A 19,257-nucleotide genomic window follows, 5' to 3' on the forward strand; every position below is an offset into this window, starting at 1 on the left:
GCGCCGCGCCGGCCGCCACCGCGCCGGCACCGGCAGCCACCCGGGCAGTCGCGCCGGCTGGCCAAGCGCCGGCCGCCGCCACCACACCGAAGGAGCCGGCACGATGAATCGTCCACACTATATTCTGCTGCCGGTCAGCCCGCTGTTCATCGCCTTCAGCCTGTTCTGCGCGTTCTTGCTGAACCTGCTGCCGTGGGGCCAGTTCGTCGGCGTGCCCGATTTCGTCGCGCTGGTGCTGGTGTTCTGGGGCGTGCACCAGCCGCGCAAGGTCGGCATCGGCACCGCCTTCTTCCTCGGCCTGCTGATGGACGTCCACGACTCGACCCTGCTGGGCGAGAACGCGCTGGCCTACACATTGCTGTCGTACTTCGCCATCATGCTGCACCGGCGCGTACTGTGGTTCCCGCTGCTGACGCAGGCGATGCACGTGTTCCCGCTGCTGCTCATGGCGCAGTCGATCCAGCTGGTGATACGCTTCTTCGTCTCCGGTAAATTCCCGAGCTGGTACTACTTCGTCGAAAGCGTGATCGCCGTGGCCCTGTGGCCGGTCGCCACCTGGTTGCTGCTGGCGCCGCAGCGGCGCGCGGTCGATCGCGACCACACCCGCCCGATCTGATTCACACCGCGTCATGACTGAGCTTAAGGACAACCAGCGCGAACTTCACAAGTTCCGTCTGCGCCTGACGGTACTGGGCGGGCTGGTGTTCATTTGTTTCGGGCTGCTGCTGGCGCGCTTCATCTGGCTGCAGGTGGTCAAATACAGCGACTACGCCGTCAAGGCGGAGGACAACCGCATCGCCATCGTGCCGATCGCGCCCAACCGCGGCCTGATTTTGGACCGCAACGGCGTGGTCCTGGCACGCAATTACTCGGCCTACACGCTGGAGGTCACGCCGTCCAAGCTGGCCACAACGCTCGACGAAACGATCGACGAACTGGCCAAGCTGGTGCTCATTGAGGTCAAGGACCGCAAGCGGTTTAAAAAGCTGCTGGAGGATTCCAAGCGCTTCGAGAGCGTGCCGCTGCGCACCCGCCTGACCGACGAGGAGGTGGCGCGTTTCTCGGCGCAGCGCTTCCGTTTTCCCGGCGTCGAGATCCAGGCGCGCCTGTTCCGCCAGTATCCGCTGGGCGAGGTGGCTTCGCACGTGATCGGCTACATCGGCCGCGTCAACCAGGCCGAGGCCCGCGCCATCGCCGACACCGACGATGCGGCCAACTACAACGGCACCAGCCAGATCGGCAAGGAAGGCCTGGAGAAAAGCTACGAGAAGCACCTGCACGGCACCACCGGCTACGAGGAGGTGGAGGTGTCGGCCGGCGGGCGGGCGATCCGCACGCTGTCGCGCACCAACGCCACGCCGGGCGCCAATTTGATCCTGTCGATCGACATCGAGCTGCAGAAGGTGATCGAGGAGGCCTTCGGCGAGTGGCGCGGCGCGCTGGTGGCGATCGAGCCGGAGACGGGCGACATCCTGGCCTACGTCTCGCGCCCGGGCTATGACCCCAATCTGTTCGTCGACGGGATCGACGCGCAAAACTGGAACGAACTCAATACCTCGCTGGACCGGCCGATGGTCAACCGTCCGCTGTCGGGCACCTACCCGCCGGGATCGACCTTCAAGCCCTTCATGGCGCTGGCCGCGCTGGAGCTGGGCAAGCGCACGCCCAACCAGACGATCTCGGACGCGGGCTACTTCACCCTGGGCGGGCACCGCTTCCGCGACGACAAGCCGGGCGGCCATGGCACGGTCGACATGTACAAATCGATCGTCGACTCGTGCGACACCTATTACTACATCCTCGGCAACGAGATGGGCATCGATGCGATCCACGATTTCATGAAGCCGTTCGGTTTCGGCCAGTTGACCGGCATCGACCTGGAACACGAGAAGCAGGGCGTGCTGCCGTCGAAGGAGTGGAAGCGCAACCGCTTCAAGAAAAACGTCGCGGCGCAGAAATGGGTCGGCGGCGACACGATCTCGATCAGTATCGGCAACGGCTACAACAACTACACGCCGCTGCAAATGGCGCACGCCACGGCCAACCTGGCCAACAACGGCGTGGTGATGAAACCGCACCTGGTGAAGATCATCGAGGACCCGGCCACGCGCGCGCGCAGGCTGACGGTGCCCAAGGAGAGTTACCGCATCCCGCTCAAGCAGCAGAACATCGATTTCATTAAAAACGCAATGGTCGGCGTGACCACCGGCGGAACGGCGGCGCGCGCGTTCGCCAACGCCGGCTACACCTCCGGCGGCAAGACCGGTACCGCCCAGCTGTTCGCGATCAAGAAGAACGAGAAGTACAATGCCGCGCTGGTGTCCGAGCGCTTGCGCGACAACGCGCTCTACACCGCCTTCGCACCGGCCGACAAGCCGCGCATCGCCATCGCCGTGGTGGTGGAAAACGGCGGCTTCGGCGCCGCCGTGGCCGCGCCCATCGTGCGCAAGGCGCTCGATTACTACATCCTTGGCAAGCGCTCCGGCGACAAGGACACGACCCCGGTGCCGAAGGAGGACGCGGTGCTGCGCTCCGTGACCGAACTCCAGGCCGAACAGGGCGTGGCCGACGAAAAAAAGCCGGGTGCCGAAACCCCGGGCAATACCGAATAAAAGGACCCGCATGCGCATCAACGAAAGGCGTTCCCTGTGGCGCCGCCTTCGCCCGTACTTCACCGTTTTCGACGGACCGCTCGTCTTCATCATCCTGATGCTGCTGACGGTCAGTTCGATCACGCTGTACTCGGCCAGCATCGGCATTCCCGGCAAGATGGAAGACCACTTGCGCAACATCCTGCTGTCGTTCGCGGTGATGTGGGTCGTCGCCAACATCTCGCCGCAGATGATGATGCGCATCGCGGTGCCGGCCTACACGGTCGGCATGATCCTGCTGGTGGCGGTGGCGCTGGTCGGCACCATCAAGCTGGGGGCGCGGCGCTGGCTGCACGTGGGGATCGACATCCAGCCCTCCGAGTTCATGAAGATCGTCACGCCGATGATGCTGGCGTGGTTCTTCCAGCAGCGCGCCGGGCAGCTGCGCTGGCAAAGCTACTGCATCGGCGCGCTGTTGCTGATGATGCCCGTCGGGCTGATCGTCAGGCAGCCCGACCTCGGGACCGCGTTGCTGGTGGTGGCGGCGGGTTTCTCGGTCATCTTCCTTGCCGGCCTGTCGTGGAAGGCGCTGGCCGGGCTGCTGGCGGCCTTCGCCGCCAGCCTGCCGGTGATCTGGTCGCTGCTGCACGACTACCAGCGTGAACGCGTGATGACGCTGATCGACCCGACCTCCGACCCGCTGGGCAAGGGCTTCCACATCATCCAGTCGACCATCGCGGTCGGCTCGGGCGGCATCACAGGCAAGGGCTGGACCCAGGGCACGCAGGCCCACCTGGAGTTCATCCCGGAGCGCACCACCGACTTTATCTTCGCCGTCTACTCCGAGGAGTTCGGCCTGGTGGGCAACCTGGTGCTGATGCTGCTGTTCCTGCTGCTGATCGGGCGGGGCCTGATGATCGCCGGGAACGCGCCCAATTTCTTCAGCCGCCTGATGGCCGGCGCCATGACGATGATTTACTTCACCTACGCATTCGTCAACATGGGCATGGTCAGCGGCATCCTGCCGGTGGTCGGCGTGCCGCTGCCGTATATGAGCTACGGCGGCACCGCGCTGCTCACGCTGGGCATCGCCGGCGGCATCCTGATGAGCATCCAGCGCCACCGCAAGCTGGTGCAGACGTGATGCGCGCCGCTTCGACGCCCGTCGGCGCCAGGTAAGGGCCGCAGCATGCATTTCAACGACGGGCGCTCGCCGTGGCAGCGCCTCCGGCCCCATGTCATGGTGTTCGACATTCCGCTGGCGCTCATCATCCTTGCCTTGCTGTCGGTGGGACTGGTCACGCTGTACTCGGCCGGCATCGCCATTCCGGGCAAGGTGTCCGACCAGCTGCGCAATATCGCCGCCGCCTTCTTCGTTATGTGGCTGGCCGCGAACGTTCCGCCGCAAACGCTGATGCGCATCGCCGTGCCGGTGTACGCGCTGGCCGTGGCGCTATTGATCGCCGTCGCGCTGGCGGGCACGATCAAAGGCGGTTCGCGCCGCTGGATCACCATCGGCATCCAGCTGCAGCCGTCCGAGTTCATGAAGATCGCCATGCCGCTGATGCTGGCGTGGTTTTTCCAGCGCCAGGCCGGCCAGCTGCGCTGGCAGGCGTATGCGGTCGCCGCGCTGCTGCTGGCCGTTCCCGTCGGCCTGATCGCGCGCCAGCCCGATCTCGGCACCGCTCTGCTGGTGGTGGCGGCCGGCGCCTGCGTCATCTTCCTGGCCGGCCTGTCGTGGAAAGCGCTGGTGGCGCTGGCCGCGGCGGCGTGCGTCGGCATGCCTTTGCTGTGGTCCGCGATGCACGACTACCAGCGCGAGCGCGTGCTGACGTTGATCGACCCTTATCACGACCCGCTGGGCAAGGGTTTCCATATCATCCAGTCGATGATCGCCATCGGCTCCGGTGGCGCGGCGGGCAAGGGCTGGACCCAGGGCACGCAAACGCACCTGGAGTTCATCCCCGAGCGCACCACCGACTTTATCTTCGCCGTCTTCTCCGAGGAATTCGGCCTCACCGGCAATGTGGTGCTGATGGTTCTGTACCTGCTGCTGATCTGGCGCGGACTTTCCATCGCTCTCAATGCATCCACCTTCTTTACGCGCCTGCTGGCGGGCGCCATTACGATGATTTACTTTACCTACGCTTTCGTCAACATGGGCATGGTCAGCGGCATCGTGCCGGTGGTCGGCGTGCCGCTGCCGTTCATGAGCTATGGCGGCACGGCGCTGCTGACCCTGGGCCTCGGCGCCGGCATTTTAATGAGCATCCAGCGGCACAGCCACGGTGTGCGTAGCGGCTCCGGCGCGCCGGCCTGGGGTGCGGTGGCATGATGGAGATCAAGGACACCGAGCGCGAACTGAAAGAGTTCCGCACACGGATCGCGGTGCTGGGCATCGTGGTATTCGTCTGCTTCGGGCTGCTGCTGGCGCGCTTCATCTGGCTGCAGGTGATCAAGCACGACGACTTCGTCGTCAAGGCGGAGGAGAACCGCATCGCCATCGTGCCGATCACGCCGAATCGCGGGCTGATTTTGGACCGCAACGGCGTTGTCCTGGCCCGCAACTACTCGGCCTTTACATTGGAGATCACGCCGTCCAAGCTCACGGCCACGCTGGACGAGACCATCGACGAGCTGTCCAAGCTGGTCAACATCGAGGTCAAGGACCGCAAACGCTTCAAGAAGCTGATGGAGGAATCCAAACGCTTCGAGAGCGTGCCTCTGCGCACCCGCTTGACCGACGAGGAGGTGGCGCGCTTTTCGGCGCAGCGCTTCCGCTTCCGTGGGGTGGAGGTGCAGGCGCGCCTGTTCCGCCAGTATCCGCTGGGCGAAACTGCGTCGCACGTGATCGGCTACATCGGCCGCATCAGCCGCGCCGAGGCCAACGCCATCGACGACGGCGAGGACGCCACCAACTACAAGGGCACCGACCATATCGGCAAAGAGGGGCTGGAAAAAAGCTACGAGCAGCAGCTGCACGGCCGCACCGGCTATGAAGAGGTGGAAGTGACGGCCGGCGGCCGGGCGGTGCGCACCTTGTCGCGCAAACCCGCCATCCCCGGCAGCAATCTGATCCTGTCGATCGATATCGAGCTGCAGAAGGTGGTGGAAGACGCCTTCGGCGACCGGCGCGGCGCGCTGGTGGCGATCGAGCCGTCCACCGGCGACATCCTGGCCTACGTGTCGCGGCCCGGTTACGATCCCAACCTGTTCGTCGACGGCATCGACACGCAGAGCTGGAATGAGCTCAACACCTCGCTGGACCGGCCGATGGTGAACCGGCCGCTGTCGGGCACCTACGCGCCGGGGTCCACCTTCAAGCCTTTCATGGCGCTGGCGGCGCTGGAGCTGGGCAAGCGCACCACCACCCAGGCCACCTACGATCCGGGATACTACTACCTGGGCGGCCACAAGTTCAACGACGATTTGGTCGGCGGCCATGGCTCGGTGGCCATGCACAAGTCCATCGTCGTCTCGTGTAACACCTATTACTACGAATTGGGCCATGACATGGGGATCGACATGATCCACGACTTCATGAAACCATTCGGTTTCGGCCAGAAGACCGGCATCGACCTTTTCAACGAGAAGGTCGGCGTGCTGCCGTCGCAGGAGTGGAAGCGCAAGCGTTTCAAAGGTGCGGCGGGACGCTGGGTGGGTGGTGATACGATCTCGGTCAGTAACGGTTCCGGCTACAACGCCTACACGCCGCTGCAGATCGCGCACGCGGTGGCCAATCTGGCCAACGACGGCGTGGTGATGAAGCCGCACCTGGTGAAGATACTGGAGGACGGCGGCACGCGTGCACGCACGCTGACCGTGTCGAAGGAGAGCTATCGGATTCCTCTCAAGCAGGAGAACATCGATTTCATCAAGAACGCGATGGTCGGCGTGACCACGGAGGCCGGCGGCACCGGCGTGCGCGCGTTCGCCGGCGCCCAGTATCGTGTCGGCGGCAAGACCGGTACGGCGCAGGTGATCACCATTAAAAAGGGCGACAAGTACAATGCCGCCAAACTGGCGGAGCGCTTGCGCGACAACGCGCTGTTCACCGCCTTCGCGCCGGCCGAGAAGCCGCGCATCGCGATCGCGCTGGTGGTGGAAAACGCCGGCAAGGGAGGCCTGGAAGCGGCGCCGATCGCGCGCAAGGCCCTCGACTATTACCTGCTGGGCAAACGCCCGGCCGGAAAGGATACAACCAAAGTGGAAAAAGAAGACGCGGAAGAAATCGTGCCGGTGGAAGGTCAGACCCTGGAAGAGCAGGCCGCGGCCGCGCGGCTGCAGAGCGGCGCCGCCGGCGATGCGAACGGCACGGCGCCGGCACAGCCGGTGGCACCTGGCGCGCCTGCCGGACCCTCGCCTGCGCCTGCGCCGGCCGCTCCGGCGCCCACCACGCAACCGGCACCCGTGGTGCGGAAAAACCAATGAGGAGGACGCCATGCGTATGAACCGAAGCCAAATCCGGAACGCCTGCGCGGCACTGGCCCTGCTGGTGCTGGCCGGCTGCGGCACCGTTCCCACATCGGACGAGACGGTCTCCAGGAAACCACGCACCTCGGGACCGGTGATCAAGGCGCCGTCCACCACCAAGCCGGCCACCGGCCTGCCGGCGCTGCCGCCTGCCAACTCGGGGCGCGGTGGCTACTACCAGGACGACGGTCCCGGCGACTCGCCGCCGGACAATCTGGCCGACGTGCCGGATGCCGACGTGCGCAACGATCCGCTGCTGCCGCGTTCCAACCGTCCGTACGTCGTCATGGGCAAGACCTATACGCCGATCACGGACAACGAGCCGTTCACGCAGGTGGGAATGGGTACCTGGTACGGGAAGAAATTCCACGGCCAGCGCACGTCTTCCGGTGAGATTTACGACATGTACAAGATGACGGCGGCGCATCCCACGCTGCCGATTCCGTCGTATGCGCGGGTGTCGAATATGGTCAGCGGGGCGACGGTGATCGTGCGTATCAATGACCGCGGGCCGTTCCATGCCAAGCGCGCCATCGACGTGTCTTATACGGCGGCGTTGAAACTGGGTTTGCTGGGCAAAGGAAGCCATGAGCTGAAGATCGAGCGCATTCTGCCCGAGGAGATCGACCGCATGCTGGCGACCAGGGAGGGCGTGTCGGAGACCAAGGCGCCGCGTTTGCAGGCGTCGTCGCAGTCGGGGGCGCGGTTGTCATCGTATGCGGGAGAGGGCGGCAAGCAGTTGGCGACGACACCGCAGCCGTTGGTGCTGACGCCGAAAGCGATACCGGGTGGAGCGGTGGCGGTTGCACCGGCGGCCGCGCCGGCCGCCGCGTCGGGCGCGAAGCCGGAGATCGAGGCGTTGATGCTGGCCGATAGCGTGCCGGCGGCCACCAGCGGCTTTTATCTGCAGCTTGGCGCTTACACGCGGGCGGAGAACGCGGAAGTCGTGCGCGGCAAGCTGGCGGGGAGTGGTTTTTCGACGCTGGAGGTGGTGCAGAGTGGGCCGGTGCATCGCTTGTTCGGCGGGCCGTTTGCCAGCCGTCAGGAGGCGTTGCAGGCGGCGCAGGGATTGCCGTCGGCGCTCAGCCTGAAGCCGATCGTGGTGCAGCGCTGAGGCCTGCGTTGCCGGCGGCTCATAATGGCGGATTACGGCGTTCCGCCTAATCCGCCCTACGTGTCTCCTCGGTGGATAATCTGTTGATGGGGCCTATCTGCAACCGTGGGTTTGGGCGTTCGGGAAATCGGCGCGGATCTTTTCCAGATTCGACTGCAATTCGGCGTCGACGTCGCGGAACTGGAACGCCAGCAGCTTGCTCCCGCTCATGCGCGGGGTGACGCGCGCGCTGCGCACGCCTTGTTTGACCAGCGCCGCGAGCTGGTTCTGCGCCGCCGTTTCGCTCTTGAACACGCCCAGCGAGATCGCCCAGCGCATCGGCGAGTTGTCGGACATGACGAAGTAGTTGGTCACCCCCAGCCCGCGCAACTCGGCGGCTTTTTTGTCGGCGGCCTCTTTGCTGCCCATCGGCGGAATATGCACGATGTAGCTCGATATCTCGGTGCCGGGAAGGTTGCGGCGCGATTGGCGGTCGCCCAGATTCAACGTGGCCAGACGGGCTTCGAACCGGCGCGCGTCGGCGAGGACGAAGCTACCGATCTCCACGCACGCCAGCGGCTGCGGCGCGGCCTTGCCGTCAACCGGCGCGCTGGCCGCGTCGGCAGCCGAGGCGCCCGCAGGCGCATGGCCGGCCTGCTCCGCCGAAATAATGGTCAATTGATTGGCGTTGAGCTGATTCGCCAGGCGCGCAGGTTCGCGCTCGTTGCCGCTGAAATGACCGAGATAGCCCTGTCCATACGCGAACAGCGCGGCGTTGACGGCTAACAGCGACCAGAAAGTGAACTTCAGCACAGGCTTCCTCGGTGGGCCAATTCGATTCAGTCGGTCCGCGCGGCGCCGGCGGCGGCGTGCAGGCCTATCAACACGATATTCTCAACGATACGGTGCCTCACCTTGAGCATCGGCGCGATGTAGGGCGCCGCGCCGCCGGAGATGATGCACTCCGCCGCCTGGTGCCGCGCGAACGCGTGCTCGATGGCGCCGCTCTGCGCCGCCAGGCAACCGCTCAAAATGGCGTCGTCGGTATTGTCGGCGAAACCGTCAGGCAGCTTACCGTCTTGCGCAATTTGCGGCAACTGCGCCGTGTTGCGCGCCAGCGAACTGGCCATCAGGCCCAGGCCGGGCAGGATCATCCCGCCCAGGAACACGCCGTCGGCGGTGATGGCGTCGATGGTGGTGGCGGTGCCGCAGTTGGCGACGACGATGGCGCGTCCCGGCGCCAGCGTGTGGCCGGCGATGGCGGCGGCAAAACGGTCGCAGCCCAGTTGCGCGGGATTGCGGTAGCCGTTGGTCAGTCCCGCCAGCGACGGCCGCGATTCGAACCAGTCTATCGACTCCGCCAGCGGCATGGCGGGGAAGGTCCGCCGCAGCACATATTCGAGGTGGACGCGCAGCGCGTTGCCGGCCACGTTGGCGATGAGAATACGTTCGATCGGGCGCTGGCCGGCGGCTTCGCCCCAGATCAATTCAAGCTGCGTCAGGTCGGCGTGGACCACGGCGCCATGCGCCAGCCACGTGCCGGGCTGCGCGTCAATGTCGGCCAGCGCCCATTTGACGCGGGTGTTGCCGGCGTCGATCAGTAAAATCATGATAATCCGATGGAGGAGGGTATGGTTGACGACAACCTTAGCGAGACGTCGCCGGACAGGACCTCGACCCGCCCGTGCCGCGTGTCGAGCATCAGGCGCCCGATGGCGTCGACGCCGGCCGCGCGGCCCTGCTGCAGGACCTGGCCGTGGTCGAGGATGACGACGTCCTGTCCCTGCCACGCGTGCAGCAGGTTCCAGCGTTCGGCAAAGGGCGCGAAGCCGGTGTCGTCGAATTCGGCCAGCACGGCGGCCAGGCGGCTGAGCAGCGCGGCCATCAATTCGTTGCGGTCCATTTTCGCCAGCCACGGCGCGGCGGCCACCGCGCGGCCGATCTGTTCTTCCAGTTCGTCTGGCATCAGCAGGTTGATGCCGACGCCGATCACGGCCCAGACGGCGCCGTCGACGTCCTTGCGGGCGGCCTGGGTTTCGACCAGGATGCCAGCCAGTTTTTTACCGTCGCGCAGCAGGTCGTTCGGCCATTTGATTTGCACCGGAACGCCCAGCGAGGCGATGGTCTCGGCCAGCGCCACGCCGACCGCCATCGGCAGGCCGGTCATGCGGTGCAACGGCCCCTTGAAGCGCCAAGCCAGCGAGAACATCAGCGCGGCGCCCGGCTTGGACAGCCAGCTGCGCCCGGCGCGGCCACGGCCGGCCGTCTGGTTTTCGGCGATGCGCAGCAGCGGGCCGTCCAGCGTGTCGACGCGGGCCAGCAGGTCGGCGTTGGTGGAGCCGGTTTCGGCGACGACTTCGATCGCCACGTGGGTGGCGCTGGTGGCGCAGCGGGCGGCGATGGCGTCCGGCGACAGGGATAAAGATAAAGGCGGGGATGCGGCGGTCATGGTGCGGCCTTGCGCGGTTTGTGCGGCGCCTTGGCGAAGGCGAAATCGTAGACGGCGTTCGGCAGCAGGCGCAGCACCTTGGCGACTATGCCCATCTGCCACGGGATGACGGCGTAGCTGGAGCCGGCGGCGATGGTGCGCGCGGCCTTGGCGGCGAATTTTTCCGGCGCCATCAGGAACGGCATCGGATACGGGTTCACCTTCGTCATCGGCGTATCGATGTAGCCGGGGCACAGGGTGACGACCTTGATGCCGTAGGGTTTCATCTCCAGTCGCAGCGATTCGCAGTAGCTGATCACGGCCGCCTTGGAGGCGCTGTACGCCTCGGCGCCGGGCAGGCCGCGTATGCCGGCCACGCTGCCGATGCCGACCAGCCGCGCCGGCGTGCGCTGCGCCTTCATCGCCGCGATGAACGGCCCGAAGGTGGCGGCGGTGGCGACCACGTTGGTGGCGATGATGTTGTCGAATACCGCGAGATCCGCGGCGAATTCGGTCAAGGTGCCGACCGAGATGCCGGCGTTGGCGATCACGACGTCGACGCCGCCCGCATGCGCCAGGAAGTCGCGCGCGGCGGCCGCGATGGCGGCGTGGTCGCGCACGTCGACGACATAGGCGCGGTGCCTTTTTGAATCGGGAAGGGAGGCGATCAGGCTATCGAGCGCGTCGCCGCGCCGTCCCAGCAGTCCGAGGACGGCGCCCTGGGACGCGTACTCCACCGCGAGCGCGGCGCCGATGCCGCTGGAGGCGCCGGTGATGAAGACGCGTCGACCGCTCATGCCCGGGCGCCAGGTGGCGCCGGCTGCAGGGCCGAAGCCGGTGTCAACGCGTCTTTGGAGGGCATGCTTACTTCTTTTCCGCTTTCGCTTTCGCGACCAGGATATCCATCACCTGCAGGCCCTGGGTATGCAGCTGGGCTTCGCTGGTGGCGGTCTTCGAGCCCTCGTCGGACATCGACGGCGACGTCACATACTTGCCGTCGATAGCGAACATCGGCCACGAGTCGACGCCGTAGGTATCCATCATCGAGGTGGCCTTGCGGATGCGGGCCTGTACGCCGAAACTGCGATAGGTGTCGATGAACTTCTGGCGGTCGATGCCCTGCTTGGCGATGAAGTCGAACACCAGCTCGTCGCGGTTCATGCGGTTGCGGTTGACGTGCATTTCGGTGAAGATCTTGGTGTTGATCGTTTCGTTCATCAGGCCCATGGCTTCCAGCGTGAAGAACATTTTTTGCTGCGGCAGTTCGGTGCCGGTGCGCGAAATGTGGGTGCGCTTGAAGACGATGTTGTCGCCTTGCTTCTTGACCCAGGCGGTCAGCGCCGGGTCCAGCGCGTGGCAGTGCGGGCAGGCGTAGTCGAAGAACTCGATCACTTCCACCTTTTTGCCGGTGTCGACGGGCTGCGGCGTCGGCAGGGTTTTGTATTCGACGCCGTTCTTCGGGTCGGCCGGGGATGCGGAGGCCGACATCGACGACAAGGCGACGGCGCTCAGCATCAGCGTGCTCAAAACGTATTTCAGAATTCGCATCATTACTCCTGGCTTGGTTCGTTACTTTTGATTGCGCACGACCGCGACGTCGACGCCGTTTTCAGACAATTTACTGCGGACTTTGTTCATCGCCTCGACCTGGTTGAACGGGCCGATGCGAACCCGGTGCAGCACGCCGGTATCCGTGGTGCGGTCCGACAGGTTGGCCTCGAAGCCGAGCAGTGCCAGCTTGGCGCGGGCGCTTTCGGCGTCGGCCACCTCGCGGAAGGCGCCGGCCTGCAGGTAATAGATGTACTTTTCGTCGCCGCCGTTGGCCGGCGCTGTGGTGGCGCCCGCCGCCGGCGCCGCCGTGTTGGCCGGGGTCTTGGCGACCGGCGTCGGCGTCACGTTCGACGCCGAAGGCGTGGTTTTCGGCTTGTCGGCCGCCGCGCCCTGGATGCGGTCGACCACCGCCTGCAGCGGATCGGCGGCGGGCGCCTTCGGTGCGGGCGGAGCCGGCGCCGGGGCGGCGGGTGCCGCCGGCGGCGGATCGCGGCTCAAGTCCTTGGCCGCCGCGCGCGCCGCTTCCTTGCTGCCGTACATGGGCTTGTTCGGATCGGCCGCCTGGCCCGCGGTCGTTTCCGTACTCTTGTTGCTGCGTCCCTTGTCGGTGAACGGGGAGGCCCCCTTGTTGATCACCAGCGCGACGACGACGGCGACGGTCAGGCCGATGACCAGGCCGATGACGATGCCGATGAAGGTGTTGCCCTGCTGGCGCGAACGCGGAGTGAGACTGGTACGGAAATTCATTGTGCGGGATATCCTTCGCAATTACATTTTGTTGGGAGCGGAGACGCCGATCAGCGCCAGGCCGTTTTGCAGCACCTGGCGGGTGGCGACCATCAGCGCGATGCGGGCCGCCTTGAGCGCCTCGTCGTCGACCAGCACGCGTTCGGCGAAGTAGAAGCTGTGCAGGTTGGCGGCCAGGTCGCGCAGGTAGAACGCGATCTGGTGCGGACCCAGTTCCGCCTGCGCGCGCGCCAGCGTTTCCGGATAGGCGGCCAGGGTGGCCAGCAAGGTCGCCTCGGTCGGCGCGGTCAGCGGCGACAGGTCGACGTCGGCCAGCGCGGCGACGTCGCCGGTCCACTGTTCCAGCATGCGGCAGATGCGCGCGTGGGCGTACTGCACGTAATACACCGGATTTTCATCCGAGTTTTTCAGCGCGACGTCGACGTCGAACACGAATTCGGTGTCGGCCTTGCGCGAGATGAGGAAGAAGCGCACCGCGTCGCGGCCCTTGGTGATGTCGCCGTCGCCGGACCATTCGATCAGGTCGCGCACGGTGACGTAGGAACCGGCGCGCTTGGAGATCTTGACCTCCTCGCCGCCCTTCATCACGGTGACCATCTTGTGCAGCACGTAGTCCGGGAAGCCCTGCGGGATGCCCAGGTTGACCGCCTGCAGGCCGGCGCGCACGCGGGCGATGGTGCCGTGGTGGTCGGAACCCTGGACGTTGATCGCCTGGCCGAAGCCGCGCTGGAACTTGACGATGTGGTAGGCCACGTCCGGCACGAAGTAGGTGTAGGTGCCGTCCTTCTTGCGCATCACGCGGTTCTTGTCGTCGCCGTAGTCCTCGGTGCGCAGCCACAGCGCGCCTTCCTCCTCGTACGTTTTGCCGGATTTGTTGAGCATGTCGACGGCGGCGTCGACCTTGCCGTCGGCGTACAGCGACGATTCGAGGTAGTAGTTGTCGAACTTGACGCCGAAGGCCTGCAGGTCGATATCCTGCTCGTTGCGCAGGTAGGTCACGGCGAAGGCGCGGATCGATTCGATGTCGTCGATGTCGCCGGAGGCGGTGGCCGGCGCGCCGTCGGAGGCGGAAACGGTCTTTTGGGCCTTGAAGTCTTCGGCGATGTCGGCGATGTAGTCGCCGTTGTAGGCCGATTCGGGCCACTGGGCGTCGCCCGGCTTGAAGCCGCGCAGGCGCGCCTGGACCGAATTGGCCAGGGTCTGGATCTGCACGCCGGCGTCGTTGTAATAGAACTCGCGGGTGACCGCGTAGCCCTGGGAGCCGAACAGCGACGACAGCGCGTCGCCCAGTGCGGCCTGGCGGCCGTGGCCCACGTGCAGCGGGCCGGTCGGGTTGGCCGAGACGAATTCGATGATCACGCTCTTGCCGGCGCCCGTATCGCTGCTGCCGTAGGCGGCGCCCTGCGCCAGCACGGCCTTGACCACGGCTTGCTTGGCGGCGTCGCTCACGCGCAGGTTGATGAAGCCCGGGCCGGCGATGTCGGCCGACTCGACCAGGCCCTTGCCGGCCGGGTTGGCCAGCAGCGCCTCGACCACCTTGGTGGCCAGCTCGCGCGGGTTCATTTTGAGCTGCTTGGCCAGTTGCATGGCGATGTTGCAGGCCACGTCACCGTGCGACGGGTCGCGCGGACGCTCCAGCACGACGTTTGCGGAGACTTCCGTCCCGGCCAGGATCGGTGCGAGGGCGGCCTGGAACAGGGCGGTGATATCTTGTTTTTGTTGGGCGAGCATGAGCGAAATGGCGGCCGGGCCGCGCTAAAAAAATCATCTGAAAGCGAAAACGGCCGGCGCTCTGGCACCGGCCAAACAGTGCCCATTATACTGGTTTGCACGGAGCTGGTGAGGGTAGCCGAGTGCCTGCGGCGCCGTGCGGCTAACCGACTTTTACATTCTTGTCAGCGACTTGTCATATGCGCTGCTGTGGCACTACTGTATACTGCGCGATCACGGCTGCCGGCCGCTCTCTGGAATTAGCATATGAACAAGCAGCGTCCGACGCTCTCACTGAAGTCACCCGCCAAGGCGGCAGCGCCCAAGCTGCGCGCCAGCCATGCGCGTGACCTGAAACCGGCGCTGCAAACCAGCTTCCAGACCGGCTTGCGGCCCGATTCGCTCGCTTTCAGCCTGATCGGCGCCGCCCACGCGGTGGCCCAGGTCCGCACCGGCACCAATCTGCCGCAGGCGCTGGCCCAGGTGTGGGCGAAGAGCGAGGCCAAAAACGACCTGACCCCGCAGGCGCGCGGCGCCATGCAGGACATCGCCTACCGCTGCATGCGTCAGCTGGGCCAGAGCGAGACCCTGATCGCGCTGATGGCGCCCAAGGCGCCGGACCCGCTGGTCGGCGCGCTGCTGGCCTGCGCGCTGGCCTTGATGACGGCGCCCGACGCCGTCCGGCCGTACGAGGAATTCACCGTCGTCGACCAGACCGTGACGGCGGCCGACGCCCATCCGGACACCGCGCGCGCCAAAAACATGGTCAACGCCGTGCTGCGGCGCTTCCTGCGCGAGCGCAAGGCGTTGCTGGAGACGGCGCTGTTGCAGCCGCTGGCCAAGTGGAACTACCCGCAATGGTGGATCGACGCGGTGCGCGCGGCTTGGCCGCGGGACTGGCAGGCCGTGCTGGCGAGCGGCAACACCGCGCCGCCGCTGACGTTGCGCGTCAACGTACGCAAAACCTCGGTGGAACAGTATCTGGCGACCCTGGCGCAAGCCGGCATGGACGCCACGCAAATCGGACCGTATGCCGTGCGCCTGGCCAAGCCGGTCGGCGTCGGCCAGATTCCGGGCTTCGCCGACGGCTTGGTGTCGGTGCAGGACGCCGGCGCCCAGCTGGCTGCGCCGCTGCTGGACGTGCGAAACGGCATGCGCGTGCTCGACGCCTGCGCCGCGCCCGGCGGCAAGACCTGCCACATCCTGGAGCTGGCCGACGCCGAAGTGACCGCGCTCGACGCCGATCCCAAGCGCCTGGCGCGGGTCGACGAGAACCTGCAGCGCTTGCAGCTGAAAGCCGCATTGCAGGCGGCCGAGGCGCAGACGTCGACCTGGTGGGACGGCAAACCGTTCGACCGCATCCTGGCCGACGTGCCGTGCACGGCCTCCGGCATCGTGCGCCGCCACCCGGATATCCGCTGGCTGCGGCGCAAGGGCGACACGCTCCAACTTGCAACACTTTCGGCCAAAATCCTCGACAATCTTTGGCAGATGCTTGCGACGGATGGTAAATTGCTGTTCGTAACGTGTTCCTTGTGGCCGCAGGAATCGGAAGCGCAGGCGGCCGCCTTCGCCGTGCGCAACAATGCGGTGCGGCTCGACGCGCCCGGCCAGTTGCTGCCGGCCGGCGGCGACGGCCAGGACCACGACGGTTTGTTCTACGCGCTTTTCCAGAAAAATGCGTAAGCGTTTTGCCTGTTTATTTGCAGCACCCCCTGTCGCACCCCCGCGTATTACGCACCTATTGAGCACCGGCCCACACGTGATACAACGATTTTTTCGCCTGCTGATCGGGCCCTTGCTGCTGATACTGGCCTGCGCGCTGCCGCAGGCGGCCAGCGCTGCCGACGGCGTCGAGATCAAGCGGGCCTACGTGGAGGCCACCGACGAGGGCTACCGCCTGTCGGCCAACTACGGTTTCGACCTCAGCCACGGTCTGGAAGACACCCTGCAATACGGCGTGGTGCTGTATTTCACCACCAGCATCGAATTCACCCGTCCGCGCTGGTACTGGTTCGACGAGAAAGCCATCGTCGCGCGCCAGACCATCAGCCTGTCGTACAACGTGCTCACGCGCCAGTACCACGTAGCCGTCATCGGCAGCGTGCGGCAAAGCTTCTCGTCGCTCGACGACGCCCTGTTCCTGATCCGCCGCCCCAACCGCTGGATCGTCGCGCCGCGCGGCGCGCTCAAGGTCGGCGAGACCTATAGCGTCAAGCTGAGCATGGGGCTGGACCCGAACTACCTGCCCAAGCCGATCCAGATCAACGCCCTCAATAACAATGAATGGCGCCTGGCGTCCGACAAGAAAACCTTCCTCTACAGGGCCGAGTAGGTGAGCACAGCGCTCCGGTACTTTGCCGTCATCGGCGGCGCCGTGGTCAGCATCCTGCTGTTCCTGCTCGCCTCGGCCTCCGACAATTCCGGCTTTTTCGACCGCTACTACGCCTGGCTGCTGGGCCTGAACGCGGCGGTGGCCGGCGCGCTGCTGCTGCTGGTGGCGGTGTCGCTGTTCCGCCTGTATGCGCGCTACAAGAGCGGCAAGTTCGGCTCCAAGCTGATGACGCGGCTGGTGCTGCTGTTCGCCGCCGTCGGCGTGCTGCCGGGGCTGGTGATCTTCCTGGTGTCGGTGCAGTTCGTCTCCCATTCGATCGAATCGTGGTTCAACGTGCCGGTCGAGGAGGCGCTCGAATCGGGCATCAACCTGAGCCGCGAGGGCCTGGACCGCGCCCTCAACGAACTGACCGCCACCGCCGCGCGCACCACGCAGCGCCTGGCCGGCGAGGGCGACGGCACCGAGCGCATCATCCTGGCCCAGCTGGTCAAGGAGCAGCCGGGCATGCAGAACGCCATCATCGTCGACGCCGAGGGCGGGCTGGTGGTCAGCGCCCGCGCCAGCCGCAGCGGCAACCTCAGCGCCGACCTGCCGACCCGCGAGATGATGGCCAAGGCCAAGAGCGACGAGTCCTACGGCGCGCCCGAGGGCGGCAACGAACTGCGCAGCGACCTGGTCGACGCCCCCGTCAACGCCCAGGACAGCGTCAGCCAGCTGCGCCTGCGCGTGGTGATGGCCATTCCCGACCAGGTGCGCCCCAACGGCACCCAGCTGGCGCCGCGCTACCTGCAGCTGATCCAGCTGGCGCCGGCGCAACTGGCCGCCGACGGCGAGACCATCCGCAGCGCCTATTCCAACTACAAGGAGCGCTTCGTCGCCCGCGTCGGCCTGCGCAAGATGTACATCGTCACCTTGACGCTGACCCTGCTGCTGGCCGTGTTCGGCGCCATCGCCAGCGCCTTCCTGATCGCCAGCGACCTGGCGCAGCCGCTGCTGCTGCTGGCCGAGGGCACGCGCGCGGTGGCCGAGGGCGACCTGTCGCCGCGGCCGATCGTCGCCACCTCCGACGAGCTGGGCACGTTGACGCAGTCGTTCAACACGATGACGCGCCAGCTGTCGGACGCGCGCAGCGCCGTCGAGCGCAACCGCGCGGCGCTGCAAAACGCCAAGGCCCACCTGGAATCGGTGCTGGCCAATATGTCGGCCGGCGTGATGGTGCTGGACCACGAGTTCCATCTGATTAGCTTCAACGATTCGGTCGAGCGCATCCTGCAGCAGGCCGGCGTGACGATGATAGGACGCAAGCTCAACGAGGTCGAGGGCATGCAGGAATTCGGCGCCGCCATCGTCGCCGCGTTCGCCGCGCAGAGCGCGCAGTCGGCCGCCGGACGCAACCTCCAGCGCATGCACTGGCAGCGCCAGATCGAGGTGCCGCGCCGCTCCACCAGCCTGGACGACAACGACCTGACCCTGCTCACGCGCGGCTCGCGGCTGCCGATCGAGGGCGGCAGCGGCTACCTGGTGGTGTTCGACGATATCTCCGACGTCATTTCGGCGCAGCGCTCGATCGCCTGGGGGGAGGTGGCGCGCCGCCTGGCCCACGAGATCAAGAATCCGCTGACGCCGATCCAGTTGTCAGCCGAACGCCTGCAAATGAAACTTGAGGGTAAGCTGGCGCCGGACGACGTCGTGCTGCTCAACAAGGGAACCGCCACCATCGTCAACCAGGTGGCGGCGATGAAGCGCATGGTCGACGATTTCCGCGACTACGCGCGCACGCCGCCGGCGGTGCTCGAGCCGCTCGACCTGAACGCGCTGGTCGAGGAGATCCTGCACCTGTACGTGAGCGGCGAGGGCGACGACATCATCCATCCGCAGCTGGCCGCCGGCCTGCCGCTGGTGATGGGCGACGCCACGCAGCTGCGCCAGGTGATCCACAACCTGCTGCAAAACGCGCAGGACGCGATGGCCGAGCAGGCGGCCGGGCGGCCGGACATGCAGCCGCGCATTGACGTCGTCAGCGAAGCCATCCATTATCAGGGTGCGGACGGCAGCACGCGCGTGGCGGTGCGGTTGGCGATCGTCGACAACGGCCCCGGGTTCGCGCCCAAGATCCTGGCGCGGGCGTTCGAGCCGTACGTGACGTCGAAGGCGCGCGGCACCGGCCTGGGGTTGGCGATGGTGAAGAAAATTATCGATGAGCATGGGGGCAGGATTGATATCCAGAATCATGTCGATGGAAGTGGCGCGTCAGTATTGATTTTGCTGTTAAAGTTAGCACCGACGACGCACAATACTTAAAGTTAAGTTCAATACAAAATCATTTGCC

General features: G+C 65.9%; 16 protein-coding genes. 9 read left to right on the forward strand and 7 right to left on the reverse strand.

Going from position 1 to position 19,257, the window contains the following annotated elements:
* Positions 1–103: 103 nt before the first annotated feature.
* From mreD to MRBLMU1_RS16660, 6 genes are read left to right on the forward strand one after another with little or no spacing between them, the layout of a single operon-like run.
* Positions 104–616 (forward strand): rod shape-determining protein MreD, encoded by a 513-nt coding sequence (mreD, locus tag MRBLMU1_RS16635; RefSeq protein ID WP_363503468.1) that lies wholly within the window; start codon positions 104–106, stop codon positions 614–616.
* 13 nt (positions 617–629) lie between these two features.
* A complete protein-coding gene (gene mrdA / locus MRBLMU1_RS16640; protein ID WP_363503310.1) occupies positions 630–2,612 on the forward strand; it encodes a penicillin-binding protein 2 in 1,983 nt (660 codons plus the stop codon).
* Positions 2,613–2,622: 10 nt separating this feature from the next.
* Positions 2,623–3,735: a rod shape-determining protein RodA gene (gene rodA, locus MRBLMU1_RS16645; RefSeq protein WP_363503312.1), complete on the forward strand. Its 1,113-nt coding sequence runs from the start codon at positions 2,623–2,625 to the stop codon at positions 3,733–3,735.
* 45 nt (positions 3,736–3,780) lie between these two features.
* Complete coding sequence (rodA, locus tag MRBLMU1_RS16650; RefSeq protein WP_363503314.1) at positions 3,781–4,926, forward strand: rod shape-determining protein RodA; 1,146 nt, start codon at positions 3,781–3,783, stop codon at positions 4,924–4,926.
* On the forward strand, positions 4,923–7,022 hold the full coding sequence (gene mrdA, locus MRBLMU1_RS16655) for a penicillin-binding protein 2 (RefSeq protein WP_363503316.1): 2,100 nt from the start codon (positions 4,923–4,925) through the stop codon (positions 7,020–7,022). Before rodA (MRBLMU1_RS16650) ends, mrdA (MRBLMU1_RS16655) begins: the two co-directional genes overlap by 4 nt.
* A 10-nt stretch (positions 7,023–7,032) precedes the next feature.
* Positions 7,033–8,178: a septal ring lytic transglycosylase RlpA family protein gene (locus tag MRBLMU1_RS16660; RefSeq protein WP_363503318.1), complete on the forward strand. Its 1,146-nt coding sequence runs from the start codon at positions 7,033–7,035 to the stop codon at positions 8,176–8,178.
* A 93-nt stretch (positions 8,179–8,271) separates the two neighbouring features.
* Here the strand turns inward: MRBLMU1_RS16660 and MRBLMU1_RS16665 are convergent, their stop codons facing one another.
* The 7 genes from MRBLMU1_RS16665 to argS all read right to left on the reverse strand — a co-directional run bounded on the left by MRBLMU1_RS16665 (position 8,272) and on the right by argS (position 14,614).
* The gene (locus MRBLMU1_RS16665) at positions 8,272–8,970 is read right to left on the reverse strand and encodes an SPOR domain-containing protein (protein ID WP_363503320.1); all 699 of its coding nucleotides are present in this window, start codon (positions 8,968–8,970) and stop codon (positions 8,272–8,274) included.
* 26 nt (positions 8,971–8,996) lie between these two features.
* Complete coding sequence (locus MRBLMU1_RS16670) at positions 8,997–9,767, reverse strand: type III pantothenate kinase (protein ID WP_363503322.1); 771 nt, start codon at positions 9,765–9,767, stop codon at positions 8,997–8,999.
* Positions 9,764–10,606 (reverse strand): biotin--[acetyl-CoA-carboxylase] ligase, encoded by an 843-nt coding sequence (locus tag MRBLMU1_RS16675; RefSeq protein ID WP_363503324.1) that lies wholly within the window; start codon positions 10,604–10,606, stop codon positions 9,764–9,766. The genes MRBLMU1_RS16670 and MRBLMU1_RS16675 overlap by 4 nt, the downstream gene beginning before the upstream one ends.
* A complete protein-coding gene (locus MRBLMU1_RS16680; RefSeq protein WP_363503326.1) occupies positions 10,603–11,382 on the reverse strand; it encodes an SDR family oxidoreductase in 780 nt (259 codons plus the stop codon). Before MRBLMU1_RS16680 ends, MRBLMU1_RS16675 begins: the two co-directional genes overlap by 4 nt.
* A gap of 67 nt (positions 11,383–11,449) precedes the next feature.
* A complete protein-coding gene (locus tag MRBLMU1_RS16685; RefSeq protein WP_363503470.1) occupies positions 11,450–12,133 on the reverse strand; it encodes a thiol:disulfide interchange protein DsbA/DsbL in 684 nt (227 codons plus the stop codon).
* A gap of 21 nt (positions 12,134–12,154) precedes the next feature.
* A complete protein-coding gene (locus MRBLMU1_RS16690; protein ID WP_363503328.1) occupies positions 12,155–12,883 on the reverse strand; it encodes an SPOR domain-containing protein in 729 nt (242 codons plus the stop codon).
* A 21-nt stretch (positions 12,884–12,904) separates the two neighbouring features.
* Positions 12,905–14,614, reverse strand: a complete 1,710-nt coding sequence (gene argS / locus MRBLMU1_RS16695; RefSeq protein WP_363503330.1) for an arginine--tRNA ligase — start codon at positions 14,612–14,614, stop codon at positions 12,905–12,907.
* A gap of 246 nt (positions 14,615–14,860) precedes the next feature.
* Between argS and rsmB the strand changes: the two genes are divergently transcribed.
* The 3 genes from rsmB to MRBLMU1_RS16710 are packed head-to-tail and all read left to right on the forward strand — an operon-like array spanning position 14,861 to position 19,229.
* A complete protein-coding gene (gene rsmB / locus MRBLMU1_RS16700) occupies positions 14,861–16,279 on the forward strand; it encodes a 16S rRNA (cytosine(967)-C(5))-methyltransferase RsmB (protein WP_363503332.1) in 1,419 nt (472 codons plus the stop codon).
* Complete coding sequence (locus MRBLMU1_RS16705) at positions 16,272–16,928, forward strand: DUF4390 domain-containing protein (protein ID WP_414646088.1); 657 nt, start codon at positions 16,272–16,274, stop codon at positions 16,926–16,928. Before rsmB ends, MRBLMU1_RS16705 begins: the two co-directional genes overlap by 8 nt.
* A complete protein-coding gene (locus tag MRBLMU1_RS16710) occupies positions 16,929–19,229 on the forward strand; it encodes a sensor histidine kinase (protein WP_363503334.1) in 2,301 nt (766 codons plus the stop codon).
* Positions 19,230–19,257: the final 28 nt, after the last annotated feature.

Origin of the sequence: Burkholderia sp. LMU1-1-1.1 (assembly GCF_040675865.1) — a bacterium.
In the GTDB taxonomy this organism is placed as follows: Bacteria; Pseudomonadota; Gammaproteobacteria; order Burkholderiales; family Burkholderiaceae_D; genus Rugamonas.